The sequence below is a fragment of the Streptosporangium sp. NPDC049248 genome (assembly GCF_040678965.1).
GTDB classification, from domain to species: Bacteria; Actinomycetota; Actinomycetes; order Streptosporangiales; family Streptosporangiaceae; genus Streptosporangium; species Streptosporangium fukuiense.
In genome coordinates, this window is the sequence record NZ_JBFAQY010000008.1 from 158,332 (window position 1) to 184,958 (window position 26,627).

At 70.1% G+C, this 26,627-nt stretch carries 21 protein-coding genes and 1 pseudogene; 9 read left to right on the forward strand and 13 right to left on the reverse strand.

The window, feature by feature from the left end; genetic code table 11:
* The first annotated feature begins 82 nt into the window (after positions 1 to 82).
* Positions 83 to 2,203: a hypothetical protein gene (locus AB0K21_RS17575; RefSeq protein WP_364151027.1), complete on the forward strand. Its 2,121-nt coding sequence runs from the start codon at positions 83 to 85 to the stop codon at positions 2,201 to 2,203.
* Positions 2,204 to 2,320: 117 nt separating this feature from the next.
* Positions 2,321 to 3,832 carry a hypothetical protein gene (locus AB0K21_RS17580; RefSeq protein ID WP_364151030.1) on the forward strand — a complete coding sequence of 504 codons (1,512 nt, stop codon included), beginning with the start codon at positions 2,321 to 2,323 and terminating at the stop codon, positions 3,830 to 3,832.
* Positions 3,833 to 3,998: 166 nt separating this feature from the next.
* Here AB0K21_RS17580 and AB0K21_RS17585 read toward each other — a convergent pair whose 3' ends face one another.
* The 7 genes from AB0K21_RS17585 to AB0K21_RS17615 all read right to left on the reverse strand — a co-directional run bounded on the left by AB0K21_RS17585 (position 3,999) and on the right by AB0K21_RS17615 (position 12,070).
* Positions 3,999 to 4,760, reverse strand: coding sequence for a succinate dehydrogenase/fumarate reductase iron-sulfur subunit (locus AB0K21_RS17585; RefSeq protein WP_343976171.1), 762 nt, complete (start codon positions 4,758 to 4,760; stop codon positions 3,999 to 4,001).
* A 2-nt stretch (positions 4,761 to 4,762) separates the two neighbouring features.
* Positions 4,763 to 6,655: a fumarate reductase/succinate dehydrogenase flavoprotein subunit gene (locus AB0K21_RS17590; protein WP_343976174.1), complete on the reverse strand. Its 1,893-nt coding sequence runs from the start codon at positions 6,653 to 6,655 to the stop codon at positions 4,763 to 4,765.
* 9 nt (positions 6,656 to 6,664) lie between these two features.
* Entirely contained in the window at positions 6,665 to 7,450 is a 786-nt protein-coding gene (locus tag AB0K21_RS17595) for a hypothetical protein (RefSeq protein ID WP_343976177.1), read from the reverse strand.
* 323 nt (positions 7,451 to 7,773) lie between these two features.
* Positions 7,774 to 8,223: a response regulator gene (locus AB0K21_RS17600; protein WP_343976180.1), complete on the reverse strand. Its 450-nt coding sequence runs from the start codon at positions 8,221 to 8,223 to the stop codon at positions 7,774 to 7,776.
* Positions 8,216 to 9,829: an ATP-binding protein gene (locus tag AB0K21_RS17605; protein WP_364151034.1), complete on the reverse strand. Its 1,614-nt coding sequence runs from the start codon at positions 9,827 to 9,829 to the stop codon at positions 8,216 to 8,218. The genes AB0K21_RS17600 and AB0K21_RS17605 overlap by 8 nt, the downstream gene beginning before the upstream one ends.
* Entirely contained in the window at positions 9,826 to 10,980 is a 1,155-nt protein-coding gene (locus AB0K21_RS17610) for a SpoIIE family protein phosphatase (RefSeq protein WP_343976186.1), read from the reverse strand. Before AB0K21_RS17610 ends, AB0K21_RS17605 begins: the two co-directional genes overlap by 4 nt.
* A gap of 157 nt (positions 10,981 to 11,137) precedes the next feature.
* The gene (locus AB0K21_RS17615; RefSeq protein WP_343976189.1) at positions 11,138 to 12,070 is read right to left on the reverse strand and encodes a LysR family transcriptional regulator; all 933 of its coding nucleotides are present in this window, start codon (positions 12,068 to 12,070) and stop codon (positions 11,138 to 11,140) included.
* Between the two features lie 237 nt (positions 12,071 to 12,307).
* On the opposite strand from AB0K21_RS17615, the gene AB0K21_RS17620 reads away from it, so the two are divergent.
* The 3 genes from AB0K21_RS17620 to AB0K21_RS17630 all read left to right on the forward strand — a co-directional run bounded on the left by AB0K21_RS17620 (position 12,308) and on the right by AB0K21_RS17630 (position 15,837).
* Positions 12,308 to 13,030, forward strand: a complete 723-nt coding sequence (locus AB0K21_RS17620; RefSeq protein ID WP_364151231.1) for a succinate dehydrogenase cytochrome b subunit — start codon at positions 12,308 to 12,310, stop codon at positions 13,028 to 13,030.
* 56 nt (positions 13,031 to 13,086) lie between these two features.
* Positions 13,087 to 15,015 carry a fumarate reductase/succinate dehydrogenase flavoprotein subunit gene (locus AB0K21_RS17625; RefSeq protein ID WP_343976192.1) on the forward strand — a complete coding sequence of 643 codons (1,929 nt, stop codon included), beginning with the start codon at positions 13,087 to 13,089 and terminating at the stop codon, positions 15,013 to 15,015.
* Positions 15,016 to 15,099: 84 nt separating this feature from the next.
* Positions 15,100 to 15,837, forward strand: coding sequence for a succinate dehydrogenase/fumarate reductase iron-sulfur subunit (locus AB0K21_RS17630; protein WP_343976320.1), 738 nt, complete (start codon positions 15,100 to 15,102; stop codon positions 15,835 to 15,837).
* A 210-nt stretch (positions 15,838 to 16,047) separates the two neighbouring features.
* On the opposite strand, the gene AB0K21_RS17635 is transcribed toward AB0K21_RS17630, so the two are convergent.
* The 3 genes and pseudogenes from AB0K21_RS17635 to AB0K21_RS17645 form a co-directional block, all read right to left on the reverse strand.
* A complete protein-coding gene (locus tag AB0K21_RS17635; RefSeq protein WP_343976323.1) occupies positions 16,048 to 16,341 on the reverse strand; it encodes a Clp protease N-terminal domain-containing protein in 294 nt (97 codons plus the stop codon).
* Positions 16,324 to 16,599: pseudogene (locus AB0K21_RS17640) on the reverse strand (Clp protease N-terminal domain-containing protein); the annotation flags it as partial. The pseudogene AB0K21_RS17640 and the gene AB0K21_RS17635, both read right to left, overlap by 18 nt.
* A 6-nt stretch (positions 16,600 to 16,605) precedes the next feature.
* The gene (locus AB0K21_RS17645) at positions 16,606 to 16,839 is read right to left on the reverse strand and encodes an RNA polymerase subunit sigma-70 (protein ID WP_343976195.1); all 234 of its coding nucleotides are present in this window, start codon (positions 16,837 to 16,839) and stop codon (positions 16,606 to 16,608) included.
* 115 nt (positions 16,840 to 16,954) lie between these two features.
* Here AB0K21_RS17645 and AB0K21_RS17650 point away from each other — a divergent pair, with 115 nt between their 5' ends.
* Together AB0K21_RS17650 and AB0K21_RS17655 are read left to right on the forward strand one after the other, a co-directional pair.
* The gene (locus tag AB0K21_RS17650; RefSeq protein ID WP_364151041.1) at positions 16,955 to 18,646 is read left to right on the forward strand and encodes an ABC transporter ATP-binding protein; all 1,692 of its coding nucleotides are present in this window, start codon (positions 16,955 to 16,957) and stop codon (positions 18,644 to 18,646) included.
* A complete protein-coding gene (locus tag AB0K21_RS17655; RefSeq protein ID WP_364151044.1) occupies positions 18,643 to 20,388 on the forward strand; it encodes an ABC transporter ATP-binding protein in 1,746 nt (581 codons plus the stop codon). Before AB0K21_RS17650 ends, AB0K21_RS17655 begins: the two co-directional genes overlap by 4 nt.
* 13 nt (positions 20,389 to 20,401) lie before the next feature.
* Here the strand turns inward: AB0K21_RS17655 and AB0K21_RS17660 are convergent, their stop codons facing one another.
* The 3 genes from AB0K21_RS17660 to AB0K21_RS17670 form a co-directional block, all read right to left on the reverse strand.
* On the reverse strand, positions 20,402 to 21,226 hold the full coding sequence (locus AB0K21_RS17660) for a L,D-transpeptidase family protein (RefSeq protein ID WP_364151047.1): 825 nt from the start codon (positions 21,224 to 21,226) through the stop codon (positions 20,402 to 20,404).
* Positions 21,227 to 21,339: 113 nt separating this feature from the next.
* Positions 21,340 to 22,443, reverse strand: a complete 1,104-nt coding sequence (locus AB0K21_RS17665) for an FAD-dependent oxidoreductase (protein WP_343976208.1) — start codon at positions 22,441 to 22,443, stop codon at positions 21,340 to 21,342.
* A gap of 526 nt (positions 22,444 to 22,969) precedes the next feature.
* Entirely contained in the window at positions 22,970 to 25,030 is a 2,061-nt protein-coding gene (locus AB0K21_RS17670) for a prolyl oligopeptidase family serine peptidase (RefSeq protein WP_343976211.1), read from the reverse strand.
* Between the two features lie 98 nt (positions 25,031 to 25,128).
* Between AB0K21_RS17670 and mshB the strand changes: the two genes are divergently transcribed.
* The gene (gene mshB / locus AB0K21_RS17675; protein ID WP_343976214.1) at positions 25,129 to 26,034 is read left to right on the forward strand and encodes an N-acetyl-1-D-myo-inositol-2-amino-2-deoxy-alpha-D-glucopyranoside deacetylase; all 906 of its coding nucleotides are present in this window, start codon (positions 25,129 to 25,131) and stop codon (positions 26,032 to 26,034) included.
* Between the two features lie 5 nt (positions 26,035 to 26,039).
* Complete coding sequence (locus AB0K21_RS17680) at positions 26,040 to 26,555, forward strand: DUF6113 family protein (RefSeq protein ID WP_343976217.1); 516 nt, start codon at positions 26,040 to 26,042, stop codon at positions 26,553 to 26,555.
* Positions 26,556 to 26,627 lie beyond the last annotated feature (72 nt).

Consider the following 26,627-nt stretch of genomic DNA (forward strand, 5'->3'; position numbering starts at 1 on the left):
CTACTGGACGTGGCGATGTCGCGTGTCCGTACCCGGGGAACGGAGATATGCGGTGACCGTATGGTGGCGTGGTACTCGGCTCGTGTCGGCGGTCGGAGCGGGGGTGCTCATCCTCGGCGGTGCCTCGGGGGTGTACGCCGCCCAGCCGGCCGAGCCGGCCGAGTCGCCCCTCGACCTGGCCGCCGCCCCCGGTACGTGGGCGCGGTGGAGCCGCGCCGACGAGGTGATCCGCTTCCGCATCCGCCTGCGAGGGCCGGGCACCGGCGCGCGGCTGGCGGTCGTGACGACCCCCGCCGACGCCCTCAGAGGCATCGAGTGTCCGGTGGCGACCGGGCCCGCGACCCCGCTTCCCAAGGGGACGGCGGTCTGCTCGGTCGGTGACCTGCCCGACGGCGGCGGGCTCGTCGACGTGCTGCTCGCCGCGCCGGAGCGTCCGCGGGACATCACGCTGACCGCGATGGCCCGGATGCGCGGACCCGCTGGGGAGACGGTGCAGCAGGGACAGGGCGCGCTCAAGGGGTCGGATGTGGTGACCCGGCAGGTGCGGGGCACCGTCGGAGGCACCGTCGGAGGCACTGCCGGGAGTCCGGGCGCGGTGACACCGCAGATCCGGGGCGCCGCCGGGAGCCCGGAGCTCGCCCGTGCCCAGAGGGAGATGCCCGGGTCCGTCTCCGGGGTGAGTGCCGGGGCGTCGCCCTCGCGTGGCGGCTCCGGTGCCCCGGAAATCTCCGGCCCTTCCAGGATCCATCTGGGAGATGCCCCGCCGGCCCGGCCCGCGGATCCGCGCGCGGGCGTGGAGGCGTTCGGTGGCGCCGACCTGGTTCTCAACGCTCCCCAGGCGGTCGGGGAGCGGGGCTGGGCTCCGAAGATCGCCCCCGGCGCGTCGGAGGCGGAGAAGGCCGAGCAGCGCACGCTGGCCTTCCTTTTCGACGTTCTGGAAAAGACGTCGGTCCCCGAGGCGCCGCGTTCGGTCGTGGCGGGTGTGGGCGGGAGCACGGCCGTGCCCTCGACCTCGGCTGCCCCCTCGGCCTCGGCTGCCCCCTCGACCTCGGCTGCCCCCTCGACCTCGGCTGCCCCCTCGGCCTCGGCTGCCCCCTCGGCCCCGGTGGATCCCTCGGCCCCGGTGGCTCCCGAGGGCTCGGTACGGCCGGGAACGCGGCTTCCCGCCGACGCCGCCGTTCCGGGCACCGCACCGGGGACGAACGGCGGTGTGGCCGGCCATGGCCCGGCCGACGCCGCACCGCAGCCGGTGAGAACACCTGAGCAACATCTCCTTCAGCGGCAAAACGGCCGGAACCATCCGGCCGTGGGGACTCACGCGGGACGCGGGGCGGCCGGGCGGAAGATGTCCGGGAAGCGGCGGGCGGCCTGCCGGTCCGGCGCGCGCCGCGAGGGGGCGGGCCGACCGATGCTCGCGCCCGTGGGACCCGGCTATCCGGCAGGCGGCCAGACGATGATCGGCAAGCCCGGAGCGCGCCGCCCGATGGTGGCGCCGATGGGGCCTGGTTACCCGGGGGCCGTTCAGTGGCCGGCCGGGCAACTCGTCCAGCCCGGTCAGGGCATGCCTGGCCGGCCGGGTAAGCCGGGCCAGGGCATGCTCGTCCCGCCTGGTCAGCTCGGTCAGGGCATGCTCGTCCCGCCCGGTCAGCTCGGCGCGCAGCCGCAGCCGATGCTTCCGGGCCATCCGGGGGCAGGCGGGCAGGGAAAGGCAGGCCGGCCTGGTGCGCCGCGACGGGAAGTGGGCGGGCCGGTCGGTCCCGGCTTCCCGGGGGCCGGTTTCCCGGGAGCGGGACAGCAGGTGCCCATGGCGCAGCCGCCGGGTGGCCAGGCACCGATGGTGCCGCAGCAGGTACCGCCGCTGCCCATGGGGCAGATGCCGGGCGTACCGCAGCAGGTGCCGCCGGGTTCCACGGGGATGGCGGGGGCGGGTCAGATGCCCGGTCTCGGGGCCGGGCCCCAGCTCCAGTTGCCGCCGGCGGGCCCCTTCCCCGCCGCCGCACAGGTCCCCGTACCGCAGGGTGCGCCTCTTCCGCAGGATCTCGACGGTCCGAACACCCAGGTCCGGGCGGTCGCCGAGTCAAGCCCGCTGCTGACGGGAGTGCGGGGCCTACCGGCGGTGGGAGCAGCGGTGGGAGCACTACTCGGCCTCCTCTGGCTGCAGCGGAGGATCCAGCGCCGCCGTCGTTCGCGACACGTTTTGTAAAAGGCGATTTACTGTTACTTTTGCCCAACTAGTATTTCTTTGACGTGTTCATGGTTGATTGCACGGAGGGCACCGGTGACGCGAGCACGGCTCAGGGCAGCTGTCTCCGCCGTTGTGATGTCTTTGGGGATCAGCGGTGCCTTCCTGGTCGTCGTGGCACCGCTCACCGATTCCTCCGTGGCCGGCGCGACGGTCAGGACGATGGTCGTCGACCCGTCGTCCATCCCCGGATGTGACGTCGATCCGGCGGGGCCCTGTGAGGAGCCCACGCCGATCGTCACGGTCACGGTCACCGAGGATCCCGGAGGCGGCGCGGAGGAGACCCCGGTCCCGCAGAAGACCGTGACCACCACGGTGACCGTACCGCCGACGACGAAGCCTCCGAAGGCCACGACCCCGCCACCCGCGCAGGAGTCGGCCGCTCCGCCGGCCCAGGAGAGCTCGGCCCCGATCGCTCCGCCGGAGACGGGGACGGAGACCGATCCCAGCCCTTCGGCGTCCGAGGAACAAGAGGTCCAGTTCCCGGCCAACACCCCGCTTCCCTCGGCCACACCCTCACCGGAAGAGAGCGCCACGTTCGACGAGAACGCCTCGGGCTCCTCGGTGTCCGAGATCCGCAACGCGAACGCCGAGTTCGACGGGGCCACGCTGAGCCGCCAGCTCGGCATCCCGGCGCTGATCCTGGTGCTGCTGGTGCTGTTCGCCGTTCTGATCTTCGAGGGCAGGCTGCGCCGCCTGGCCCACGCCGCGGCCATCCGCCGGGCCGGCCCCCGGGGGATGGGTCCCCGCGTCGATCCGATGGACCCGATGACCTATCACGGCGGTCCCGGCTACGCCGCCGGACCTGGTTTCGTTCCCGGCCCCTACCAGAGCGGCACGGCCTACGCGCCGATCATCAGCCTCGTCCCGATGCAGATGTACTCTCCGGTCTACCCGGAGGGTTACGTCCCCGGGCAGTACCCCTACGGCTACGAGCAGACGACGGCGTACATGCCCGCGCCCGGCTACGAGCAGCAGCCCACCGGCCACGGCGACCCGTACGGTCAGACCGTCCAGGAGCAGGTGCCCTACGGCCCGGCGGGGCAGGACGGCCCGGCGGCCGCGTTCCACGGTCCCCAGCCCTTCGGCCAGGAACCGCAGGATGATCGGAACCGGTCGGACCGCCCCCAGGGCGATTTCCGGCCTTTCGGACCCGAGCCGCAGGATGTTCCGGGGCAGCACGCTCCGGGTCAGGGAGTTCCAGGCCAGGGCGGGCCGGAGAACCCCGGAGCCCTTGGCCCCGAGCCTCGCGAGGGGCGTTCTCCGCAGGGGCAGCCGGAGTTCCCCGGGGCGCCGTTCCCGCAGGAGCCCGCCCGAGGTGGCCCCTTCGGCGGAGTTCACGGCATCGGTGGCCCGCCGGCTCAGGGCGGCCCCGAAGGATTCGGTGGTCCGGGGGCCCACGGCCCCATCGGTGGCCCGCCCGCTCACGGTGGTCCTGACGGTCCCGGTGGTCCGGGGACCCACGGCCCGGGTAACCGGCCGGATGCCGGCGAGCAGCCTCCCATGGGGCCGGCCTCGACGGCGGTCTACCCGCTCCCCGGTCAGGACGCCGGCAAGAAGAAGCGCGGTCTCTTCCGCCGCTCCACCTGACCTCCACCGGCCTCTGGAACCGGCCTCTGGAACCGTCCTCGTCCCTGATCGCGCCGCCGGCCTGAGACAGCGCGGAAGGTCACGAAGGTCCGAGCGGCTTGAACGTTGCGGAAACACGGCGGCGCCGCCCGGGGAGAGCCCCGTGGGCGGCGCCGCCGTACGGGGGTCAGCTCTTCGAGCTGGAACGCTTGAAGATCTTGTTGCCCAGCCAGACCAGCGGATCGTACTTACGGTCGGCGACGCGCTCCTTCATGGGAATCAGCGCGTTGTCAGTGATCTTGATGTGCTCGGGGCAGACCTCGGTGCAGCACTTGGTGATGTTGCAGTAGCCCAGGCCGTGCTCCTCCTGAGCGGAGTCCTTGCGGTCGGCCACGTCGTACGGGTGCATGTCCAGCTCGGCGATCCGCATCAGGAAGCGCGGACCGGCGAAGCCGGGCTTGTTCTCCTCGTGGTCACGGATGACGTGACAGACGTTGTTGCACATGAAGCACTCGATGCACTTGCGGAACTCCTGGGACCGCTCGACGTCGATCTGCTGCATGCGGTATTCGCCCGGCTTCACGTCGGCCGGATGAGTGAAGGACGGGATCTCCCTGGCCTTCTGGTAGTTGTACGAGACGTCCGTGACCAGGTCCTTGATCACTGGGAACGTCCGCATGGGCGTCACCGTGATCGTCTCCTCCTCGCTGAAGGTGGACATCCGGGTCATGCACCCGAGCTTCGGCCTGCCGTTGATCTCCATGGAGCACGAGCCGCACTTGCCGGCCTTGCAGTTCCAGCGGACGGCGAGGTCGGGGGCCTGGGTCGCCTGGAGCCGGTGGATGATGTCGAGAACGACCTCGCCCTCGTTCACCTCGACGGTGAAGTCCTCAAGCCTGCCCTCGCCGCCCTCGCCCCGCCAGACGCGGAACTTCGCCTTGTAACTCATGGTTACTCCTTGGCCAGCGCGTCAAAGGCGGCCAGCTCTTCCTCGGTGATGTACTTCTTCAGCTCGTCGCGGTCGAACAGCGTGATGAGGTCGTCCCGCATCGCGGTCTGGACCTGCTCCTCGACCGCGATGCCGGAGCCGTCCGGGGTGAGGGCGCAGCGCAGGATCTTGGTCCGCCACTCGGCGGACATGGCCGGGAAGTCGTCACGGGTGTGGCCGCCGCGGCTCTCCTCGCGCAGCAGCGCCGCCTTCGCCACGCACTCCGAGACCAGGAGCATGTTGCGCAGGTCGAGGGCGAGGTGCCAGCCCGGGTTGTAGATCCGGCTGCCGGCCGCGCCGACGTTCTGGGCCCGCTCCTTGAGCTTCTCCACCGCCTCCAGCGCCTCGGAGACCTCCTCGGACTTGCGGATGATGCCGACCAGCTCGTTCATCGTCCGCTGCAGCTCGTGGTGGACCTCGTACGGGTTCTCGCCCGAGCGCTCCAGCGGGGCCAGCGCCTCCATACTCGCCTTGGCCACGGACTCCTCGGAGACCTTCGGCCGGGCGGCCAGGCCGTCCACGTACGAGGCCGCTCCCATGCCCGCGCGGCGGCCGAACACCAGCAGGTCGGACAGCGAGTTGCCGCCCAGCCGATTGGAGCCGTGCATGCCGCCGGAGACCTCACCGGCCGCGAACAGGCCGGGTACGGCCGCCGCGCCGGTGTCGGCGTCGACCTCGACGCCGCCCATGATGTAGTGGCAGGTCGGGCCGACCTGCATGGCCTCCTTGGTGATGTCGACGTCGGCCAGCTCCTTGAACTGGTGGTGCATCGACGGCAGCCGCTTGATGATCTCGGCGGCCGGGAGGCGGGTGGAGACGTCGAGGTAGACGCCGCCCTGGGGTGATCCGCGTCCCGCCTTCACCTCGGAGTTGATGGCCCGCGCGACCTCGTCACGGGGGAGCAGCTCCGGAGGGCGGCGGTTGTTGGCCTGGTCGGTGTACCAGCGGTCGCCCTCCTCCTCGGAGGTGGCGTACTTGTCCTTGAACACGTCGGGGATGTAGTCGAACATGAAGCGCTTGCCCTCGGAGTTCCTCAGCACCCCGCCGTCACCGCGGACGGACTCGGTGACGAGGATGCCCCGGACCGAGGGCGGCCAGACCATCCCCGTGGGATGGAACTGGATGAACTCCATGTTGATCAGGTTCGCCCCGGCCAGCAGGGCCAGCGCGTGGCCGTCGCCGGTGTACTCCCACGAGTTGGACGTGACCACGTACGACTTGCCGATGCCGCCGGTGGCCAGCACGATCGCGGGGGCGTCGAACAGGATGAGCTTGCCGTTCTCCCGCCAGTAGCCGAAGGCGCCGGAGATGGCGTCGCCGTCCTTGAGCAGGCGGGTCACCGTGCATTCCTGGAAGACCTTGATGTACGCCTCGGCGTCACCGTGCAGCTTCTCGTCCTCCTGCTGGAGCGCGACCACCCGCTGCTGCAGGGTACGGATCAGCTCCAGGCCGGTGCGGTCGCCGACATGGGCCAGCCGCGGGTACTCGTGCCCGCCGAAGTTACGCTGGCTGATCTTGCCGTCCTTGGTGCGGTCGAACAGCGCGCCCCACGCCTCCAGCTCCCAGACCCGGTCGGGCGCCTCCTTGGCGTGCAGCTCGGCCATCCTCCAGTTGTTGAGGAACTTGCCGCCGCGCATGGTGTCGCGGAAGTGCACCATCCAGTTGTCGTCGCTGTTGACGTTGCCCATGGCCGCGGCGGCGCCGCCCTCGGCCATGACCGTGTGCGCCTTGCCGAACAGGGACTTGCAGACGATCGCCGTCCGCTTGCCCTGCTGGCGGGCCTCGATGGCCGCCCGCAGCCCCGCACCGCCGGCGCCGATGACGACGACGTCGTATTCGTGACGCTCGATTTCCACAGGTGATCCTTATACGAACGGGAAGGCGATGATGTTCTTGGCGACCAGGCGGACGTAGAGGTCGGCGCCCATGATGCTGAACATGGAGATCAGTGCGAGCTCCTGGTGCTTGGCGTTGAGCTTCGAGACGATGCCCCAGGCCCGGTAGCGGATCGGGTGCTTGGAGAAGTGGTTCAGGCGCCCGGCCGTGATGTGCCGGCAGGAGTGGCACGACAGCGTGTACAGGTTGATGAGGATCGCGTTGACGATCAGGATCCAGGTGCCCAGGCCGGTCGGCTTGGCGATCAGCGCCTTCACCGCGTCGTACGCCAGGATGAGGCCGATGACGATCGCCGCGTAGAAGAAGTAGCGGTGAATGTTCTGAAGAATCAACGGGAAGCGTGACTCACCAGTGTACTTCTTGTGCGGCTCGGCCACCCCGCACGCCGGCGGCGAGAGCCAGAAGCCCCGGTAGTAGGCCTTGCGGTAGTAGTAGCAGGTGAGACGGAAGCCCCCGGGAAAACCGAGGATCAGCAGGGCCGGGGGCAGCGCGTACCAGTCGCCGAACGGGGCGAGGCCGAACAGCCGCGCCTCCTCGGGACAGCTCGTCGCCAGGCAGGGCGATGTGAACGGTGCGTGATATGGGGACACGAAGTAACTCGCGTCGAAGATCGTCCACGTGGCGTAGACGACGAATACCGTGAAGATGATGAATGTGACCAGTGGATAGCGCCACCACGGGTCGGTTCGCAGGGTGCGCTCCTTGATCTGCGCACGTTGCCTTCTGGCCGGGCTCTCGGCCGTTGTCTGGGTCATCGAGACCTCTCCACCTCCCGCGAACCCCGCTCGCCTTGGGGTCCGGGTCGTTTCAGTTGTGCCGCGCGCTGGGCCATGGTCGCGCCGGCTCACACGTGCGCGCGCATGTTGGTGGGGGATACGTTACGACGGAGCCCGGGGGTTATGTGAGAGAGGTCACTGGTAATTTCACTAGCCAGGTGTGATTCCTGTCACGTTGGCGCGTGAGGGCACCCCGCCTGCGGCGTCTCAAGAGGTGGACGATCACAGGGAGGTCTCGGAGGCCGTGAGAACGGGCACCGGCTGGCGGGCGGGGAGACCCCGCCGCCGGGCGTGGCGTGCCGTCAGTAGTGCTGGCCGGAGCTGGGCAGCTTGACGACGGTCACGAAGAAGTCGTCGATCCGCCGGACCACGCTGATGAACTGGTCGAAGTCGACGGGCTTGGAGACGTAGGCGTTGGCGTGCAGGTTGTAGCTGCGCAGGATGTCCTCCTCGGACTCCGACGTGGTCAGCACGACCACCGGGATCCCGCGGAGCTTCTCGTCGGCCTTTATGTCCTGGAGCACCTCCCGGCCGTCCTTGCGGGGCAGGTTGAGGTCGAGCAGGATCAGGTCGGGCCGGGGCGCGTCGGCGTACTCGCCCTCCTTGCGAAGGAAGGACATGGCCTGCTCGCCGTCGTTGACCACGTGCAGCTTGTTGCGGACCTTGTTGAGCTCGAACGCCTCCCGCGTCAGCAGGACGTCACCCGGGTCGTCCTCGACCAGTAGGACGTCGATCCAGCGCAGGTCATTCATCAGCGGTTTCTCCTGAGGGAAAGGTCCATCGGAAGGTCGTACCGGTTCTGGTGGTGTTCTCGGGTTCGCTGTCCTCGGTGTCCACCCAGATGCGACCGCCGTGGTACTCGACGATTTTCTTGCAGAGAGCCAACCCGATGCCGGTGCCCGCGTAGACGTCCCGCCCGTGCAGACGCTGGAAAATCAGGAAGATGCGGTCAGTGTATTTACTGTCGATGCCGATGCCGTTGTCGGTGCAGGAGAACTCCCACATGTCCCCGTCGCGCCGCACCCCGATGTGGATCTCCGGCGGATCCGCCGAGCGGAACTTGATCGCGTTGCCGATGAGGTTCTGGAAGAGCTGGGTGAGCTGCACCCGGTTGCCGTGCACCTGGGGCAGCTCGTCGTAGGTCACCGTCGCGCCGGTGTCCTCGATCGGCGCGGCGAGGTTGTTCAGCGCGGCCCTCAGCGGCCCCTCGGCGTCGATGTCGGTGCGCTCGCCGCCCATCCTGCCGACCCGGGAGAAGTCGAGCAGGTCGTTGATCAGCATCTGCATGCGCTTGGCGCCGTCGACCGCGAAGGCGATGTACTGCTTGGCGCGGTCGTCGAGCTGGTCGCCGTAGCGCTGCTCCAGCATCTGGGTGAAGCTGGCCACCTTGCGCAGCGGCTCCTGTAGGTCGTGACTGGCCACGTAGGCGAACTGCTCCAGCTCGCTGTTGGAGCGCCTCAGCTCCGTCGCCTGGTCCTCCAGCTTGCGCTGCGTCTCCGAGGACCGGTGCCACTCGGCGAGGATACGGTGACGCATCGCGTCGACGTGGCCGGACAGCTCGGCCAGCTCGGCGGGGTGCTCGACCCTGAGCCTGTGGTCGAAGTCTCCCTGGGCGACCGCGCGGACCTGCTCGTTCAGCTCCGCCAGCGGGCGGAGCACCACGTGGCGCACGATGAGGACCGAGACGATCACGGCCGCGACCAGTGCTCCGGCGACTCCGATGAGCGCGACGTAGAGGGCCTGCCAGCCGCGGTCGAGCTGCACGCTGCCGATCTCGTGCAGCCGGTTCAGATGGTTCTGCAGCTCTTCGAGGGACTGGCGGATCTCGGTGGACCGGGTGGCGTTGATCGCGGCGTTCTGCCGGGCGGCGTCGGTCTTCAGCGTCGGCACCAAGGCGATGACCCGCTCCGCGTAGTCGCGCCGCCAGGCCTCCCCCCTGGCCTTCAGGTTGGCCACCTCGACGCTGATCCTCTGTCGCTCCGGTATCCGGGGGATCAGCGCGGTGAGCGCGTCCAGCGCCCGGTGCTCCGCGGCGAGCGCCTCCCGGTACTCCCGCAGGGAGGTCTCCTCGTTGGTCCTGCCGTACGTCCGCATCGAGCTCTCCTGCGCGGTCAGCGCGTTGGAGATCTCCAGGGTGCGCAGCGTCGCCGGGTCGATGACGTCGACCAGGGTCTCCCTGGCCTGGCGGGCGTCCTCGATCGACCTGATCGTGACGACGGCCGAGATCATGAAGACCAGCGCGATGCCCACCCCGGCGAACATGAACCAGCGGCCCACCGGGAACCTCCCGAAACCCTTCGCGGGGGTGGGTGCGGGCAGGGGATGCGGGCTGGTGCCGCGATCCGGGCGGTCGGTCATCGTCTTCCGTTCCGTGAGATGAGCACGGTCGCCAGGTCGTCGCTGAGCGCGTCACGGTTCAGCTCGATGACGCGTTCGATGAGGCGATCGAGTTCGATCCCGCCCTGCTCCTGGACGAGCCTGAGCAGGCCCTCGGTGCCGAGCAGGTCGGGTCCACCGCCCACGGTGGCCTCGATCAGCCCGTCGGTGTAGAGCAGCAGCGACCAGTCGTCGCCGAGCGCGACGTCGATCTCCGACCAGTGCACGTCCTGGAAGATGCCCAGTGGCGGCCCCGAGGGGGTACCCGGCACCACGCCGATCGCGCCATCGCGGATCAGCAGCGGCGGCGGGTGGCCGACCACGTACATCCGCGCGTGGCTGAGCGCGGGGTCGATCGTGGCGATGCACAGGGTGGTGAAGATCTCCGCGGACTTGCGTTCCAGGCGGAGCACCGACTCCAGCGTGCCGAGCAGTTCGTTGCCGGTGTGCCCGGCCAGGACCAGGGTCCGCCAGGCGATTCTGAGCGCGACTCCCAGCGCGGCCTCGTCGGGGCCGTGCCCGCACACGTCGCCGACCACCACGTGGACGGCGCCGTCGGGGCTCTGCACGGTGTCCCAGAAGTCACCGGCGAGCAGGGCGCGCCTGCGTCCTGGCAGGTAGCGGGCGTGGTGTTCGAGGATCTCGGTGGACAGCAGCGGGACCGGGAGGAGCCCGCGTTCGAGGCGGGAGTTCTCCTTGGTGAGCAGTTCGGCCTCGACCAGCCTGCGCTGGGCCAGGTCGGCTCGCTTGCGTTCCATCGCGTAGCGGATCGCCCGTGCCAGCAGGCGACCCTCCACGTCCTGCTTGACCAGGAAGTCCTGGGCGCCGGCGGCGACCGCCTCCACGCCGACGTGGGCGTCGTTCAGGCCGGTCAGCACGAGCACGGCGGCATGCGGTGCCATCGAGAGCACCTGCTCCAGCGCCTCCAGGCCGGTCGCGTCGGGCAGGGAGAGGTCGACGAGCACGCACTGCACCTCGGAGGTCAGCCGGACCCTGCTCTCGGCCAGGCTCCGCACCCAGATGATCTTCGGTGGATTGTCCGCCTCGCCGAGCAACTCCTCCACGAGGAAGGCATCGCCCGCGTCGTCTTCGATGAGAAGAAGCGTGAGCGTTTCATTGGCGGGGGCGGTCACTGACGCCTCTTCATGAGCTCGGGAGAACCTGTCAACGCTACGTAGAATAGTGCGACACGTCAGGTACCGGGACGCCGATGCGATGTGATTCACCGCCCGTCGGACACCGGGGGAGGCACGGATCGGCGCGAGGCGCCGACGGTCTCCTCGCCGGTGGTCAACCCTGGATGATCAGGTCCAATCCCTGGGGAAGGCTGCCCTCGTGGGCGGCCTCGGCGAGGAAGAGGAGCAGGGTCGCGCGGAAGGCCTGGGCCGCGCGGGTGGGCTCGACGTCCTTGCGGTGCGCGATGGCGATGGTGCGGCGCAGCCCGGGGGGAGCCAGGGGTGTCCCGGAAAGTCCCGGGCGGCCGTCCAGGACCATCGAGGGGACCAGCGCGACCCCCAGCCCGGCCTCCACGAAGCGCAGCACGGCGTCCATCTCGCCGCCCTCCACCGCGAACCTGGGCTCGAACCCGGCCTGCCGGCAGGCGTTGAGCGTGGCCTCCCGCAGGTCGTATCCGCGCCTGAACATCACCATCGGCCGCCGCCGCAACTCCTCGATGCGCACGTACGGCTTGCGGGCGCGAGTGGTCGAGGGGGAGGCGACGACGAGGTTCTCCCGCAGGACCTCCTCGGTGACGAGGGCGGGGTCGTCGCTGTGCAGCGGCATGATGATCAGCGCCAGGTCGAGCTGGCCCCGGGCGAGGGTGCGGACCAGGTCGCGGGAGCCGCCCTCCTCCACGAACAGCTCGATGCCGGGGTAGGCGTGGTGGAACCTGGCCAGCGCGTCGGCGAGCAGCCCCGCGCAGAGCGAGGGCGTGGCGCCCAGCCGGACCCGGCCGCGGCGCAGCCCGGCCAGCTCGCCGACCTCGCTCCTGGCGGTCTCGGCGTCGGCCAGCATGCGGCGGGCCAGCGGCAGCAACGCCTCGCCCGCGGGGGTCAGCGTGACGTTTCCCCGGGCACGGCTGAACAGCGGTGCGCCGAGCTCGGCCTCCAGGGCCTTGATCTGCTTGCTCAGCGAGGGCTGGGCTACGCGCATCCGCTCGGCGGCCTGGGTGAAGTGCCGGGCCTCGGCGACCGCCACGAAATAGGCGAGTTGCTGGAGCTGCACGTTTCCCTAGCGTACGGACCCCCCGACCGCGGATTCGGGGCGGGTGGTGGTGGGGGAGACAATGTGAGATTGCTCGCACCGCGTCGGAGGGCGCGGCGCTGGAAGCGACAGCGACGCAGAGGTAATAGCCGCAGGCTATGGAAACCACATCCACGATGACTTGGACTTGGATAAAACCCCTTACCTAGCGTCACGAGGGTGACTGCCACGATTGAGCGCGGATCCGCCACCGCGTCTGTGAACCCCCCCGCGGATACCGCGAAGACCGCGAAGCCCAGGCGGAGAAGCGGCTTCCTGGGCTCCTCGAACGGCAAGAAGGCCGTGATGGCCATCACGGGTGCCGTGATGGTGATCTTCCTCGTCGGCCACATGGCCGGAAACCTCAAGAGCTTCGCCGGTGCCGAGTCGTTCAACACCTACGCGGCCTTCCTGCGGACCATGGGCGAGCCGATGCTCCCGTACCGGGTCCTGCTGACCGTCGTCGAGGTCGTGATGGTCGTCGCGGTCGTCCTGCACATGTGGTCGGCGATCTCCCTGGCCCGGCGGGCCAGCAAGGCCCGCCCGGTCAAGTACGCGGCCAAGCGCAAGTCCAGGGCGAACGGCTACGCGGTGCACACCATGCGCTACGGCGGCGTCATCATCGTGCTGTTCGTGATCTACCACCTGCTGGACCTGACGTTCGGCACGGCCAACCCGGCCGGTGGCGGCGCCACCCCCTACGACCGCCTGGTCGAGGGCTTCGCGCTGTCGCGCTGGTGGGTCACCCTGTTCTACGTGCTCGCCCTCGTCATGGTCGGCCTGCACCTGCGCCACGGCCTGTGGAGCGCCTTCCAGACGCTCGGCCTGGCGAGCAGCCGTAGCTACCGCCCGCTGAAGGCCGTCGCCGCGGGCCTGTCGGCGCTGCTGGTCATCGGCTTCCTGGTGGTCCCGGTGGCGGTCGCGATCGGAGTGATCAAGTGAGCGAGAACGCGAACCCGGCGGGCCTGCCGCACGGAGAACAAGGAGCGAGGACCGCGATGAGCACGGGGTACACCGAAGGTGAGCCGATCCGTGACACCAAGGCTCCCGACGGCCCGATCGAGGAGCGCTGGGAGAAGCGCAAGTTCTCCGCGAAGCTGGTCAACCCGGCCAACAAGCGCAAGCTTCACGTCATCGTCGTGGGCACCGGTTTGGCGGGCGGCTCGGCCGCCGCGACCCTCGGCGAGCTCGGCTACAACGTCACCTCGTTCTGCTACCAGGACACGCCCCGCCGCGCGCACTCCATCGCGGCCCAGGGCGGTATCAACGCCGCCAAGAACTACCGCGGCGACGGCGACTCGATCTACCGGCTCTTCTACGACACGGTCAAGGGCGGCGACTTCCGCGCCCGCGAGTCCAACGTCTACCGGCTCGCCCAGGTCAGTGTGAACATCATCGACCAGGCCGTGGCCCAGGGGGTGCCGTTCGCCCGCGAGTACGGCGGTCTGCTCGACACCCGCTCCTTCGGCGGCGCGCAGGTCTCCCGTACCTTCTACGCCCGAGGCCAGACGGGCCAGCAGCTCCTGCTCGGCGCGTACCAGGCGCTGGAGCGCCAGATCGCGGCCGGCACCGTCAAGATGCACACCCGCCACGAGATGCTCGACCTGATCGTCTCCGACGGCCGGGCGCGCGGCGTCATCGTCCGTGACATGGTCACCGGCGAGATCGAGCGGCACGTCGCCGACGCGGTGGTGCTGGCCAGCGGCGGGTACGGCAACGTGTTCTTCCTGTCGACGAACGCCAAGGGCTGCAACACCACGGCGATCTGGCGGGCGCACCGGCGCGGCGCGATGTTCGCCAACCCCTGCTACACCCAGATCCACCCGACCTGCATCCCGGTCAGCGGCGACCACCAGTCGAAGCTGACCCTGATGTCGGAGTCGCTGCGCAACGACGGCCGCGTGTGGGTGCCGCTGAAGGCGGGCGACACCCGTCCGGCCTCGGCGATCCCCGAGGAGGAGCGCGACTACTACCTGGAGCGGATCTACCCGGCGTTCGGCAACCTGGTCCCGCGTGACATCGCCTCCCGCGCGGCCAAGAACGTCTGCGACGAGGGCCGCGGTGTCGGCCCCGGCGGCCTGGGCGTCTACCTCGACTTCGCCGACGCGATCCGCCGTCTGGGCCGCGAGGCGGTGGAGAAGAAGTACGGCAACCTCTTCGAGATGTACGAGCGCATCACCGGCGAGGACCCGTACTCCCAGCCGATGCGCATCTACCCGGCGGTCCACTACACGATGGGCGGCCTGTGGGTGGACTACGACCTGCAGTCCACGATCCCGGGCCTGTTCGTGATCGGCGAGGCCAACTTCTCCGACCACGGCGCCAACCGCCTCGGCGCGTCCGCGCTGATGCAGGGGCTGTCCGACGGCTACTTCGTGCTGCCGACCACGATCGGCGACTACCTGGCGAACGGCCCCTACGGTGAGGTCGACGAGGAGGACGTGACCGAGGCCGAGGCCGAGGTACGCCAGAAGATCGAAAAGCTGCTGACGAACAACGGCACCCGCACCGCCGACTCCTACCACCGTGAACTCGGCAAGATCATGTGGGAGTACTGCGGCATGGAACGTACCGAGGAGTCGCTCCGCAAGGCGCTGGAGCGGATCCCCGAGCTGCGCGAGGAGTTCTGGCAGAACGTGAAGGTGTCCGGCGAGGCCGACGAGCTGAACCAGGCGCTGGAGCGGGCCGGACGGGTCGGGGACTTCTTCGACCTGGCCGAGCTGATGTGCATCGACGCGCTGCACCGTACCGAGTCGTGCGGCGGCCACTTCCGCGCCGAGTCCCAGGACGCCGACGGCGAGGCCCTGCGCGACGACGAGAACTTCTCCTACGTCGCGGCCTGGGAGTACGGCGAGCAGGGTCCGATCCTGCACAAGGAAGACCTCGACTACGAGTACGTCAAGATGAGCCAGCGGAGCTACAAGTGAGTGCACCCGACGCGGTGAGCGGACCGGTTCGCGTGGAACGAGCGATCCGCGCAGCGAATGAGGAGAGGTAAGCGAACCGTGAGTATGAACCTCACTCTCAAGGTCTGGCGTCAGAAGGGCCCCAAGGACGAGGGCCGGATGGTCAACTACCGGGTCGAGGACGTGTCACCGGACATGTCCTTCCTGGAGATGCTCGACGTCCTCAACGAGCGGCTCATCCTGGAGGGCGACGACCCGATCGCCTTCGACCACGACTGTCGCGAGGGCATCTGCGGCATGTGCGGCATGGTCATCAACGGCGTGGCGCACGGCGAGCAGGTGGCCACCACCACCTGTCAGCTGCACATGCGCCACTTCGAGGACAACGCGGTCATCACCATCGAGCCGTGGCGTGCCGCGCCCTTCCCGGTGGTGAAGGACCTGGTCGTGGACCGCTCGGCGTTCGACCGGATCATCCAGGCGGGCGGCTTCATCTCCGTCCCGGCCGGCTCGGCCCCCGACGCGCACAGCGTCCCGGTGAAGAAGGTCGACGCCGACGCGGCGTTCGACGCGGCCACCTGTATCGGCTGTGGCGCCTGCGTCGCCGCCTGCCCGAACGGCTCGGCCTCGCTCTTCACCGCGGCCAAGATCACCCATCTGAGCCTGCTGCCGCAGGGCCAGCCCGAGCGCGACTCCCGTGCCGTCGCGATGGTCGAGCAGATGGACGCCGAGGGCTTCGGCGGCTGCACCAACACCGGCGAGTGCACGGCGGTCTGCCCCAAGGGCATCCCGCTGGACACCATCGCCCAGATGAACCACGACTACCTGCGGGCCGCCAAGTAGGCCAGGCGGTCGCCGGGCGTCCGGTCCCGTCCCACGGGGCCGGGTGCCCGATCGATCCTCCGGGCCTTCCCGGGTTCACCGAGCCGTACATCCGAGGTGATGTACGGCTCGCGCCGTCCCGGGATCCATCCGGCCGGTGGCGGCCGATGACCGTGTTCGGCCGGGAACGCGCTCAGGGCGACGACGCCCGAGGTTCGAACGTCCTTCGGATCAGTGCCGATCCGGCCGGCCGAGGTGGCGGGCGATCTCGCGGCGGACGTCGTCGGCGGTGAGGCCCGCCTGGGTGATGACCCGCATCCCGGGCCCCGTGCCGTCGCGGACCAGGCCGAGCAGCAGGTGTTCGGTACCGATGTGTTTGTTCTTCAGCCGCAGGGCCTCCCGCAGGGACAGCTCCAGGACCTTCTTGGCGCCGGGGGTGAAGGGAATGTGGCCCCGGGGCGCCTTGCGGTCGCGGGGGCGATCCAGAGCGCCGGGTCCGAAGGCGGCCTCGACCTTCTCCCGGATCGCGTCGAGGTCGATGCCGATGGTCTCCAGGGCCTCCGCGTCGAGGTCTCCGGCGCGGGGAGTGCGGCCGACCGCCTCGTCGGCTCGTTCGTGGGTGAGGCCGAGGCCGGTCAGCACCTGGGCGCCGACGCCGTCACCCTGGCGCAGCAGGGCGAGCAGCAGGTGCTCGGTGCCGATGTGACCGTGACGCAGGCGCCGTGCCTCCTCCTGGGCGAGGACCGTCACCCGCCGGGCCTTGTCGGTGAACCTTTCGAACATGGTTGGTCAGTCCTTCCGTCTCAGCAGACCTCGGCCGCCCGCGTACTTCTTGTGCACCGCCTGCCGGCTCACCTCAAGGCAGTGCGCGATCTCCTGCCAGGACCAGCCCTGGTCCCTGGCGTTCTCCACCTGGAGGGCCTCCAGCCGGTCGACCAGCGTCCGCAGCGCCCGCACGGCCCGCAGGCCGACGGCCGGATCGCGGCTACCGGCGTCGGATGCCAGTTGCGCCGTATCACTCATGTCTGTCAATTTAGGTTGACGCGCTCCATCTGTCAACCCTGATTGACGGCGACACGCCGGGGAGGCCGAAAACCGTTTGCCGGGCCAGGTCGAAGTTTGTGACCCTTGCTGTGAGATGCGCTCCTTACCAGCCGCCGACCCCGGCGTTCCCGATGCCCGCAGCCCGATCGGTTACCTGCTGTGGGTGGCCCGTATGCAGCGGGGCCCGCTGCTACTCGGCATCGGCTACGCCGTCCTGTGGTGGCTGGCGATGGCGCTCGTGCCGGCCGCGATGGGCAACGGCATCGACGCGATCACGGCCAAGGACCTGCCGGCCCTGGTCACCTGGGGCGCCGTGGTGCTCGCCCTGGGAATCACCCAGGCCGTCATGGGCATCCTGCGGCACCGGATGGCCGTCTACAACTGGCTGAGCGCCGCCTACCGGACCGTCCAGGTCACCGCGAGGCAGTCGACCCGGCTGGGCGCGACCCTGCCCAAGCGCATGTCCACCGGTGAGGTGGTCAGCGTCGGCAACTCCGACATCGCCCACATCGGCAACGCGATGGACATCCTGCTCCGCGGCAGCGGCGCCGTCGTCGCCATCGCCGTCGTGACCGTCATCCTGATCGGCGCCTCGCCGCAACTGGGACTGATGGTGCTGGTCGGGCTGCCCCTCGTGGCGGTCGCCGTCGCCCCCCTGCTCAAGCCGCTGCACCGCCGCCAGAACGACCACCGCGACCTGCAGGGCGACCTCGCCACCCGCGCCGCCGACATCGTCACGGGCCTGCGGGTGCTCCGCGGCATCGGCGGTGAGCGGGTCTTCGCCGACCGCTACGGCGCCGAGTCGCAGCGAGTGCGCCACGCCGGCGTGCGGGTGGCCTCCGTCGAGTCGATGCTGGAGGGCGCGCAGGTCCTGCTGCCCGGATTGCTGATCGCCGGGGTGACCTGGCTCGGTGCGACGTTCGCGATGCGCGGCGAGATCACCGCCGGCCAGCTCGTCGCCTTCTACGGCTACGCGGTCTTCCTGATCGCCCCGGTGCGCACCCTCACCGAGGCGGCCGACAAGCTGACCAAGGGGCACGTCGCCGCCCGCAGGGTGGTGCGCATCCTGGCGCTGAATCCCGAGGTGGAGGGCGGCACCGGCCGCTCGGAGGGGGGCCTGCTGCGCGACGTGACCTCCGGGGTCGCGGTGCGTCCCGGCGTGCTCACCGCCATCGCGGCGGCCGTCCCCGAGGAGGCCGTGACCATCGCCGACCGGCTCGGCCGCTACAGCGACGGCGACGTCGACTTCGGCGACGTGGCGCTCGACACCCTGCCGATCTCCGAGGTCCGCCGCCGTATCCTCGTCGCCGACAACGAGGCCCAGCTGTTCGCCGGGGTGCTCAGGGACGAACTGGACGTCACCGGCCGGGCCTCCGACGAGGAGATCAACTCGGCGTTGCAGGCCGCGTGCGCCACCGACATCGTCGAGGCGCTGCCCGGCGGTCTGGAGGGGCGCGTCGCCGAGGCCGGCCGGGAGTTCTCCGGCGGCCAGCAGCAGCGGCTCAGGCTCGCCAGGGCGCTGACCCTCGACCCGGAGGTGCTCATCCTCATCGAGCCCACCAGCGCGGTCGACGCGCACAGCGAGGCCCGCATCGCCGACCGGCTGGCCAAGGCCCGCGCGGGCAAGACCACGCTGGTCTGCACGACCAGCCCGCTGGTGCTCGACCGCACCGACCACGTCATCTACGTCGAGGGAGGCGTCGTGCGCGCCCAGGGCACGCACCGGGAGCTGCTGGCCGCCCACCCGGGCTACACCGCCGTCGTGACCAGGGGTGAGGAGTCATGAGCAGGCAGATCCTGCCCGTCGCCGACACCGCGCAGGTTCGGGCGTACGCCCGCAGGCTCACCCTGAAATATCCCGGAGAGCTCACCGTGGCGCTGGGGCTGCACGGCCTGGCCGCCGTCGCGGGCCTGGCGGTGCCGTGGCTGCTCGGCGGCCTCGTCCAGGGCGTCCAGGACGGCACCGGGATCGACGTCACCACGGTGTCGCTGGCCATCGGCGGCTTCCTGGTCGCCCAGGCGGTGCTGGTCAGGTTCGCCGTCTACGCCTCGGCCAGGCTCGGTGAGAAGGTCCTCGCCGAGCTGCGCGAGGAGTTCGTCGGGCGGGTGCTCGGCCTGCCGCTGTCCGTCGTCGAGCGGGCCGGATCCGGCGACCTGATCTCGCGGACCTCGCGGGACGTCGACTCGCTGTCGCGCACCGTACGGCACGCCGTGCCCGAGACGCTGATCGCGCTGGTCACCTGCCTGATCACCGTCGGCGCGCTGGTACTGGTCGGGCCGCTGCTCGCGCTGCCCTCGCTGCTGGCCGTCCCCATCCTGTGGATCTCCACCCGCTGGTATCTCAACCGGGCCAGGGAGGGCTACCTGCGGGAGAGCGCCGCGTACGCCGACATGACCGACGGGCTGGCCGAGACGGTCGGCGGCGCCCGTGCGGTGGAGGCCCTGGGCCTGCAGGAGCGGCGGCACCGCCGCACCGACACCGACATCGCCCGCTCGTGGGCGGCAGAGCGCTACACGCTGGGGCTGCGCACCGTGTGGTTCCCCTCGGTCGAGCTCGGCTACGTGATCCCGATCGTGGCGACGCTGGTCGTCGGCGGCCTGTTCCACATCCAGGGCTGGGTCTCGCTGGCCCAGGTCACCGCGGCCACGCTCTACGTCCAGCAGCTCATCGACCCGCTCGACCGGCTACTGATGTGGATCGACGAGCTCCAGGTCGGTGGCGCCTCCATGGCCCGGCTGCTCGGCGTCGCCGAGGTGCCCGACGACCGCGAGGCCACCTCCGCCGCTCCCGAGGGCAGCGAACTGGCGGCCGACGACGTCCGCTACGCCTACCGCGAGGGCCACGACGTGCTGCACGGCATCGACCTGCTGGTCAAGCCGGGCGAGCGGCTGGCCATGGTCGGGCCGTCGGGGGCGGGCAAGTCCACGCTGGGCCGCCTGCTCGCCGGCATCCACGGCCCCCGCACCGGATCGGTCACCGTGGGCGGCGTCTCCCTGGTCGAGCTACCCCTGAACGACCTGCGCGGCCAGGTCGCCCTGGTGACCCAGGAGCACCACGTCTTCCGGGGCACGGTGCGCGACAACGTGCTGATCGCCAGGCCCGACGCCGACGACGCGCGGGTCCGCGAGGTGCTGGAGGCCGTGGACGCCTGGGACTGGGTCGAGGCCCTGCCCGACGGGCTCGACACGGCGGTCGGCTCCGGCGGCGAGCACGTTCCCCCAGCCCAGGCCCAGCAGCTGGCCCTGGCCCGGCTGGTGCTGGCCGATCCGCACACCCTGGTCCTCGACGAGGCCACCTCGCTGATCGATCCCCGCGCGGCCCGCCGCCTGGAACGCTCGCTGGCCGCCGTACTCGAAGGCCGTACGGTGATCGCCATCGCCCACCGCCTCTACACGGCCCACGACGCCGACCGCGTCGCGGTCGTGGAGGACGGCCGCATCGGCGAACTCGGCTCCCACGAGGAACTGGTCGCCGCGGGGGGCTCCTACGCGGCCCTGTGGCGCAGCTGGCACGGCACCTCCGGTTGAGGACCGGCGCGGGTCAGCCTCGCCGGGCCGCGGCCTGTTTCGGCGGCTCGGCAGGGGCCGGGCGGCGGACGTACACCGGCGTGCCGGTCGGGGTCATGTCGAACAGCGGCTTGGCGTTGTGCAGCGGGACGCGGATGCAGCCGTGGGACGCGGGGTGGAGCGGGACCCTTTCCGAGCCGTGGAAGCCGATGCCCCCGTTGAAGTAGATGGTGTAGAACTGGTCGCCCAGCGGCCCGTGGGTCCAGCCGGTGGTCCGCCACCAGGCGCGGAAGTCCCCGGTGGGCGTGACGGCGACCCCGCAGTGGCCGTTCTTGCAGTAGTGCTTGTCGTTGCCGGTCGAGATATGGGAGACCAGCGCCGGCTTGCCGTCCTGCCAGGCCGTGAGCAACTGGCGACGCAGGTCGATCTCCACCCTGGTGGGAGCCCCGTAGGACACCAGCGGCCTGACCCGCGCCGGATGGGCGAGTGCCTTCCAGGTCGCCGGGTCGATCTCGTCGTCGGCGGGCAGCCCGTTGGCCTTCTGGAAGGCCCACACGGCCGCGCGCAGCGCGGGGTCGTACTCCTGGCCGGTGGATCCCGTGCGGAACCCCAGCCGGTCGAGACGTTTTTTGATCTCCTGGACCTGGGTTCCCCGGTCACCGGGGCGAAGGACGGGGAAACGCGACAGCGGGGTGTGCCCGGAACGGGGCGGGCGGTCGTCGGCGACGGCGGGTCCGGAGCGTCTCGGTGACGCGACGCCGGTGTTCGCGGTGCCGGTGTTCGCGATGCCCAACGGCAGGCACGAGGTGAGCGCGAGGGCCGTGTTCGAGATCAGCAGGCATTTGACGATTCTCTGCATTTCAGTGAGCCTCTTTGGTCTGTCGTCGCGACCGAGCAGGGTGACATACGGCGCCGGGCGACCTCGCCGTGTTCAGGCCGTCTCGCGTCGACTCCGGGAAGAAAGGAGAACGCTCAGCAGGAGTAGGAGTACGTGCGGTCCGCCACGGCCGCACGCACCAGGCCGACGGCCTCCTGGGCGCAGCCCCAGGAAAAGCTGAATCCGGCCCCGCCGTGTGCGAAGTTGTAGACGACCCGTCCTTCCCCGTCCCACTCAAGGCAGACGTTCTCCTTCCGGAACGGCCGCAGTCCGGCCCGTACCGGTTCATCGGGATCCAGCTCGAAACTTCGCAGCGCGGGCATGAAGGCCAGGCAGCGCTCATACATGTCCCGCACCGGGGCGTGATTCTCCAGGTTGATTCCGGTGTCCCACTCGTCTTTTTCCGCCAGCCCGCCGAGAACAAGGATCTGCGGACTGCGCGGCACGATGAAGACGATGTCCTGCTCGCCGTCGTTCGTCTCGTCGTGGGAGACGCAGTGGGCCTCGTCGATCCCGTCGTTGCGGACCCGCACCAGCGCACCGCGGAGTGGATACATGCCGACACCGCGGAGCTCGGCGGTGCCGAGCCCCGCGCAGCAGACGATCACCTCGGCGTCGAACCGGTCGAGGAGCTCGGCCTTCCTCTCGGTCAGCGACCCCTCGATCCGATGCCGTCCGACCCGCACCCCGTGCATTCTGACCTGCCGCATCAGCCACAGCATGTACCGGTCTGTGTCGATCATGGGCGCCAGGTGGGAGTAGGCGTCGACCACGCCGTAGCCGGGGCCGACGCCGTTCCGCTCGGCGAGCGATCGGTCGTGGACGAAACCGCGCACCTTCCCCGCGAGCTCCCGCATCTTGTGGAGATCGTGGGGGTTCTCCTCGACGGGGTGCTTGAAATAGAAGTTGGACCTTCGCATGGCCACCCCGGGGACTCCGGACCGGGCCAGCTCATCGAATATCCGGTACGAGGTGACGCACCAGCTCTTGGAGCGGGCGAGCGAGACCTGGTCGTGGTGGTAACCGCAGACCGCGGGCGGCCACTCCCACAGCGCGCCCGCGACGACCGAGACGATGTCGGGTGCGAACCTGTCCGCGATGACGGTGACCCGGAATCCCTCCCTGGCCAGACAGAGCGCGGTCGTCAACCCGCTCACACCGGCTCCGACGACGAGCACCTTCGCTGAATTCGCGCGCACCTGGGAACGCCTTCTTTCTGGATCCGTCCAGCTCGATCGATTTTCGGCGTGGCCGACCGAGGAAGGTCGTCACAACGAGCGCTGAAACTTCTCCAGGGTAAATCGAGGCACCGGTGAACCCCGGAATGGCGGCGAATCCGAGATGGGGGACGGATGGCCGCCGAGGAATGGAAAAAACGTACTGAACGGGGAAAAGCCATACCCGTCCCAAATCCCATGATGACGAGTGTTTGGCGGCGTGCCGGATTTTCATCGCCAATCAATGGATCGGCTCGGGAGAACAGCGGCACATTTTTGGCCGTTCCCCGGCGGGTGTGGCGGGCTGGATTGCCTACGTTGTCCTGGGGACTCGCCTATATATCCTCGGTGGGACTGTTGAGGGTAGCTGGCCGGTCGAGTCGTACTTGTTCCGGAACGTGGCGACCGGAGGAATTCAGCCGCGCGTCCGATGGGAAACGCCGTGCCGGTGAGCGGTTCTGTGCCGCACCGGCACGGCGTCGTATCTTCTGACGGGAACGGCCCCGGCTCAGGTCAGGGCTTTCTTCAGGAAGTCGACCTGGAGCAGGAGCAGGTTCTCCGCCACGACCTCCTGCGGGGTCATGTGGGTGACCCCGGACAGCGGCAGCACGTTGTGCGGGCGACCGGCGGCCAGCAGAGCCGAGGAGAGGCGGAGGGTGTGGGCGGCGACCACGTTGTCGTCGGCCAGGCCGTGGATCAGCAGGAGGGGGCGGTCCAGCTTCTCGGCGTCGGCGAACAGGGACGAGGAGTCGTAGTGCCCCTCGTCGGGCCGGCCGAGGTAGCGCTCGGTGTAGCAGGTGTCGTACAGGCGCCAGTCGGTCACCGGGGCTCCCGCGACGGCCGCGTGGAAGGTGTCGGGGCGGCGGAGCACGGCCAGGGCGGCCAGGTAGCCGCCGAAGGACCAGCCACGGATGCCGACCCGGGTCAGGTCCAGGTCGTCGGGGAACCGCGCGGCGGCGCCGTGCAGGGCGTCGATCTGGTCATCCAGGACCGGGCCGGCCAGGTCGTGCAGGACGGCCCGCTCGAACTCGGGGCCCCGCCCCGGGGTGCCGCGGCCGTCGGCCACGACCACCGCGAAGCCCTGGTCGGCGAACCACTGGCTGGTCAGGTGCGCCCCGGCCGCGGCCAGGACACGCTGGGCGTGCGGTCCGCCGTACGGGTCCATGAGGACCGGCAGTCTCGCGGAGCCCGGCACGTGCCCGGAGGGCAGCAGCACCGCGGTGGCCAGGTCGCGCTCGCCCGCCCTGATCAGGGAGACCCGCAGGTCCAGGCCGGGACGCTCGGCGTGCGAGGTGATGTGGCCGCGAGGCGTGCCGTTGTGCAGGACGCGGGTGACCGAACCCTCGCTCTCGAGGGTCTGACCGGTGATCACCAGGGTGCCGCCCGCGGTGTGGCCGCTGTAGACACCGCCCTCGGTCGGGCTGACGAGCGTGATCTGACCCCTCCGGTACGCCCATACCGCGATCTCGGTGGGTTCCCCGCTCGCCCGGAAGAGCACGGTCTCGCCGTCGATGTCGAGGATCTCGCGGACCTGGAGGGTGGGCGGTGTGACGGGGCCGTCGCCGACGATCAGGCGGTGGCCGCCCTCGGAGACGGCGGCCCAGACGAGGCTGCCGTCGGCCAGGTGGCCCGGAACGCCGGTGACGACGTCGACCCAGGCGGGGTCGGTGTCCTCGCGCACCAGGGTGGAGGCGCCGGTGGCCGGGTCGACGGCGAGCAGCCGCATGGTCCGCTGGTCGCGCGTCATGGTGACGATCGACAGGCCGTGGGCGTCCCAGGCGGCGTTGACCAGGTACTCGTCGTCGAAGGGCACGGGGACGCGGGCCCCGGTGAGGGTCAGCACGAAGAGTTCGACCCCGGCGTTGGCGGTTCCCGCGGAGGGGTAGCGCTGCTCGGCGGCGGGCCGGGCCGGGTTGGCCGGGTCGGCGATGTGCCACCGCTGGACCGGCGACTCGTCGGCCCGCTCGACCAGGATCGCGTCCCCCGACGGGGACCACCAGTAGCCCCGCATGCGGTCCATCTCCTCGGAGGCGATGAACTCGGCCAGGCCGTAGGTCACCTCCGGGGCCTCGGGGCGGGCCAGCGCGTGGTCGACCTCGTCCGCCAGGTCCTGGATGTGGAAGGCGCCGCCGGTCACGTAGCCGACGTGTTCTCCGGTGGGGGACATCCGGGGGTCGATCACCGGTCCGGGGGTCTGCAGATTCCTTACGTACCCGGTCTTCAGGTCGACGACGTAGAGGCCGCCGGAGAGCGCGAACGCGGCGGTGGCCACCGCGGCGTCGGTGCTGTATCCGACGATGCCGCCGGCCTGCTCTCTGCTCCGCTCGCGGCGCGCCCGCTCCTCGGGGGGCAGGTTCTCGTCGTCCGCGGCCAGGGCGCGCGGGTCGACGACGAGCCGTTCCGCGCCGCTGAGGACGTCGTACTCCCACAGGCAGGTCACCGGATCGGAGCCGCCCCTGGTCCGCAGGAAGACGATGCGATCACCGCTTGGAGCGATCGTGAAGCCGCGGGGCACTCCGAGGGTGAATCGGCGGGTTCTGGCGTGCAGGCGAGGAAAGCTCTCACTCATACGAGCCATCTTGCCAGTTCCGCGTCGGCTGTCCTGTTCTCCAGAAGTGGTGAATTCGGAGGTTCTGGGCGATCCCTGGCATCGATACCCTCAAACCTATGACTGACCGGCGCCTGATGCTCGTGCATGCCCATCCGGACGACGAGACGATCGGCAGCGGGGCCACCATGGCCAGGTACGCGGCCCAGGGCGCGCACGTCACACTGGTGACCTGCACCCTGGGGGAGGAGGGCGAGGTCATCCCGCCTGAGCTGGCCCACCTGACCGCCGATCGCGACGACACCCTGGGAGAGCACCGCGTCTCCGAGCTCGCCGCGGCCTGCGCCGCGCTCGGCGTCACCGACCACCGCTTCCTGGGCGGCCGGGGCCGCTGGCGCGACTCCGGCATGATGGGCGTCGTCTCCAACCACGCCGCGAACGCCTTCTGGCAGGCCGATCTGGACGAGGCGGCCGGGGAGCTCGTCAGGATCATCCGCGAGGTGCGGCCCCAGGTTCTCGTCACCTACGACGAGAACGGCTTCTACGGCCATCCCGACCACATCCAGGCCCACCGGGTCACCTGGCGGGCCTTTGAGCTGGCGGCGGACCCGGCGTACGGCGAGGACGGTCCGTGGCGCGTTTCGAAGTTCTACCACACCGCCATGCCCAGGTCGGTGATGATCAGGGGGGAGGAGGCGATGCGTGAGAACGGCACCCCCTTCCTCGTCGAGTCGGTCGCCGACCTGCCGTTCGGTTGCGCGGACGACGACGTCACCACCGAGATCGACGCCCGTGCCCACATCGAACGGAAGGTAGCCGCGATGCGGGCGCACGCCACCCAGATCAGCGTGAGCCCGCCCTGGTTCGCGCTGTCCAACGACGTCGGCCAGGAGTTGCTCGGGATCGAGCACTTCGTTCTCCGCTCCGGCGCGCGGGGTCCCGCGAGGCCGGGAGCGCCGATCGAGGTGGGAGGTCTCGGCGAGCCTTACGGCCGCGAGGACGACCTCTTCGCTGGGATCGACTAGCCTCGATGTTTGTGATGGAGCAGGTCCCCGCGACACGCGAACCCTCGGAGACGGTTGTCACCGTGGCGGTCAACGCGGTGCTCGTCATGCTCGGACTGCTGATGGGCGTCCTCGGCGGGTTCGAGCACTCCTGGTACATCAGGCCCGTCCCGGTCTCCGCCCTCGTCTGCGTCGCCCTGCTGTTCGCGATCACCTACGGAGCGGGCCGGATGACCCGCGGCAAGGCGGCGGCCCTGTCGTTCGCGATGGGCTGGGCGCTGATCACCATGATCTGGATCACCGGGCGGCCGGAGGGCGACCTGGTCATCGCCAACGACCTGTCCGGCTACGTCTACCTCTACGGGGGCCTCGCGGCGGTCGCGGTGGGGGTCCTGCTCGCGCCACCGGCCGCGCAGGGCGGCTCGTGGCCGCTCACCCAGCACGGGTACGGTCCCCGCCCGCAGCCCTCACCCGCCTCGCCGGGCCCGCAGGCACCACCCGGTCAGGGGCCGCCGGGACCGCAGCCCCCGCCCGGCACCTGAGGGCTCGCCCGGTCGGGTTCTGCCCGGACCCCGCGCGGTGGGGGCCGCTACCGTGAGCCGTCCGGATGACGG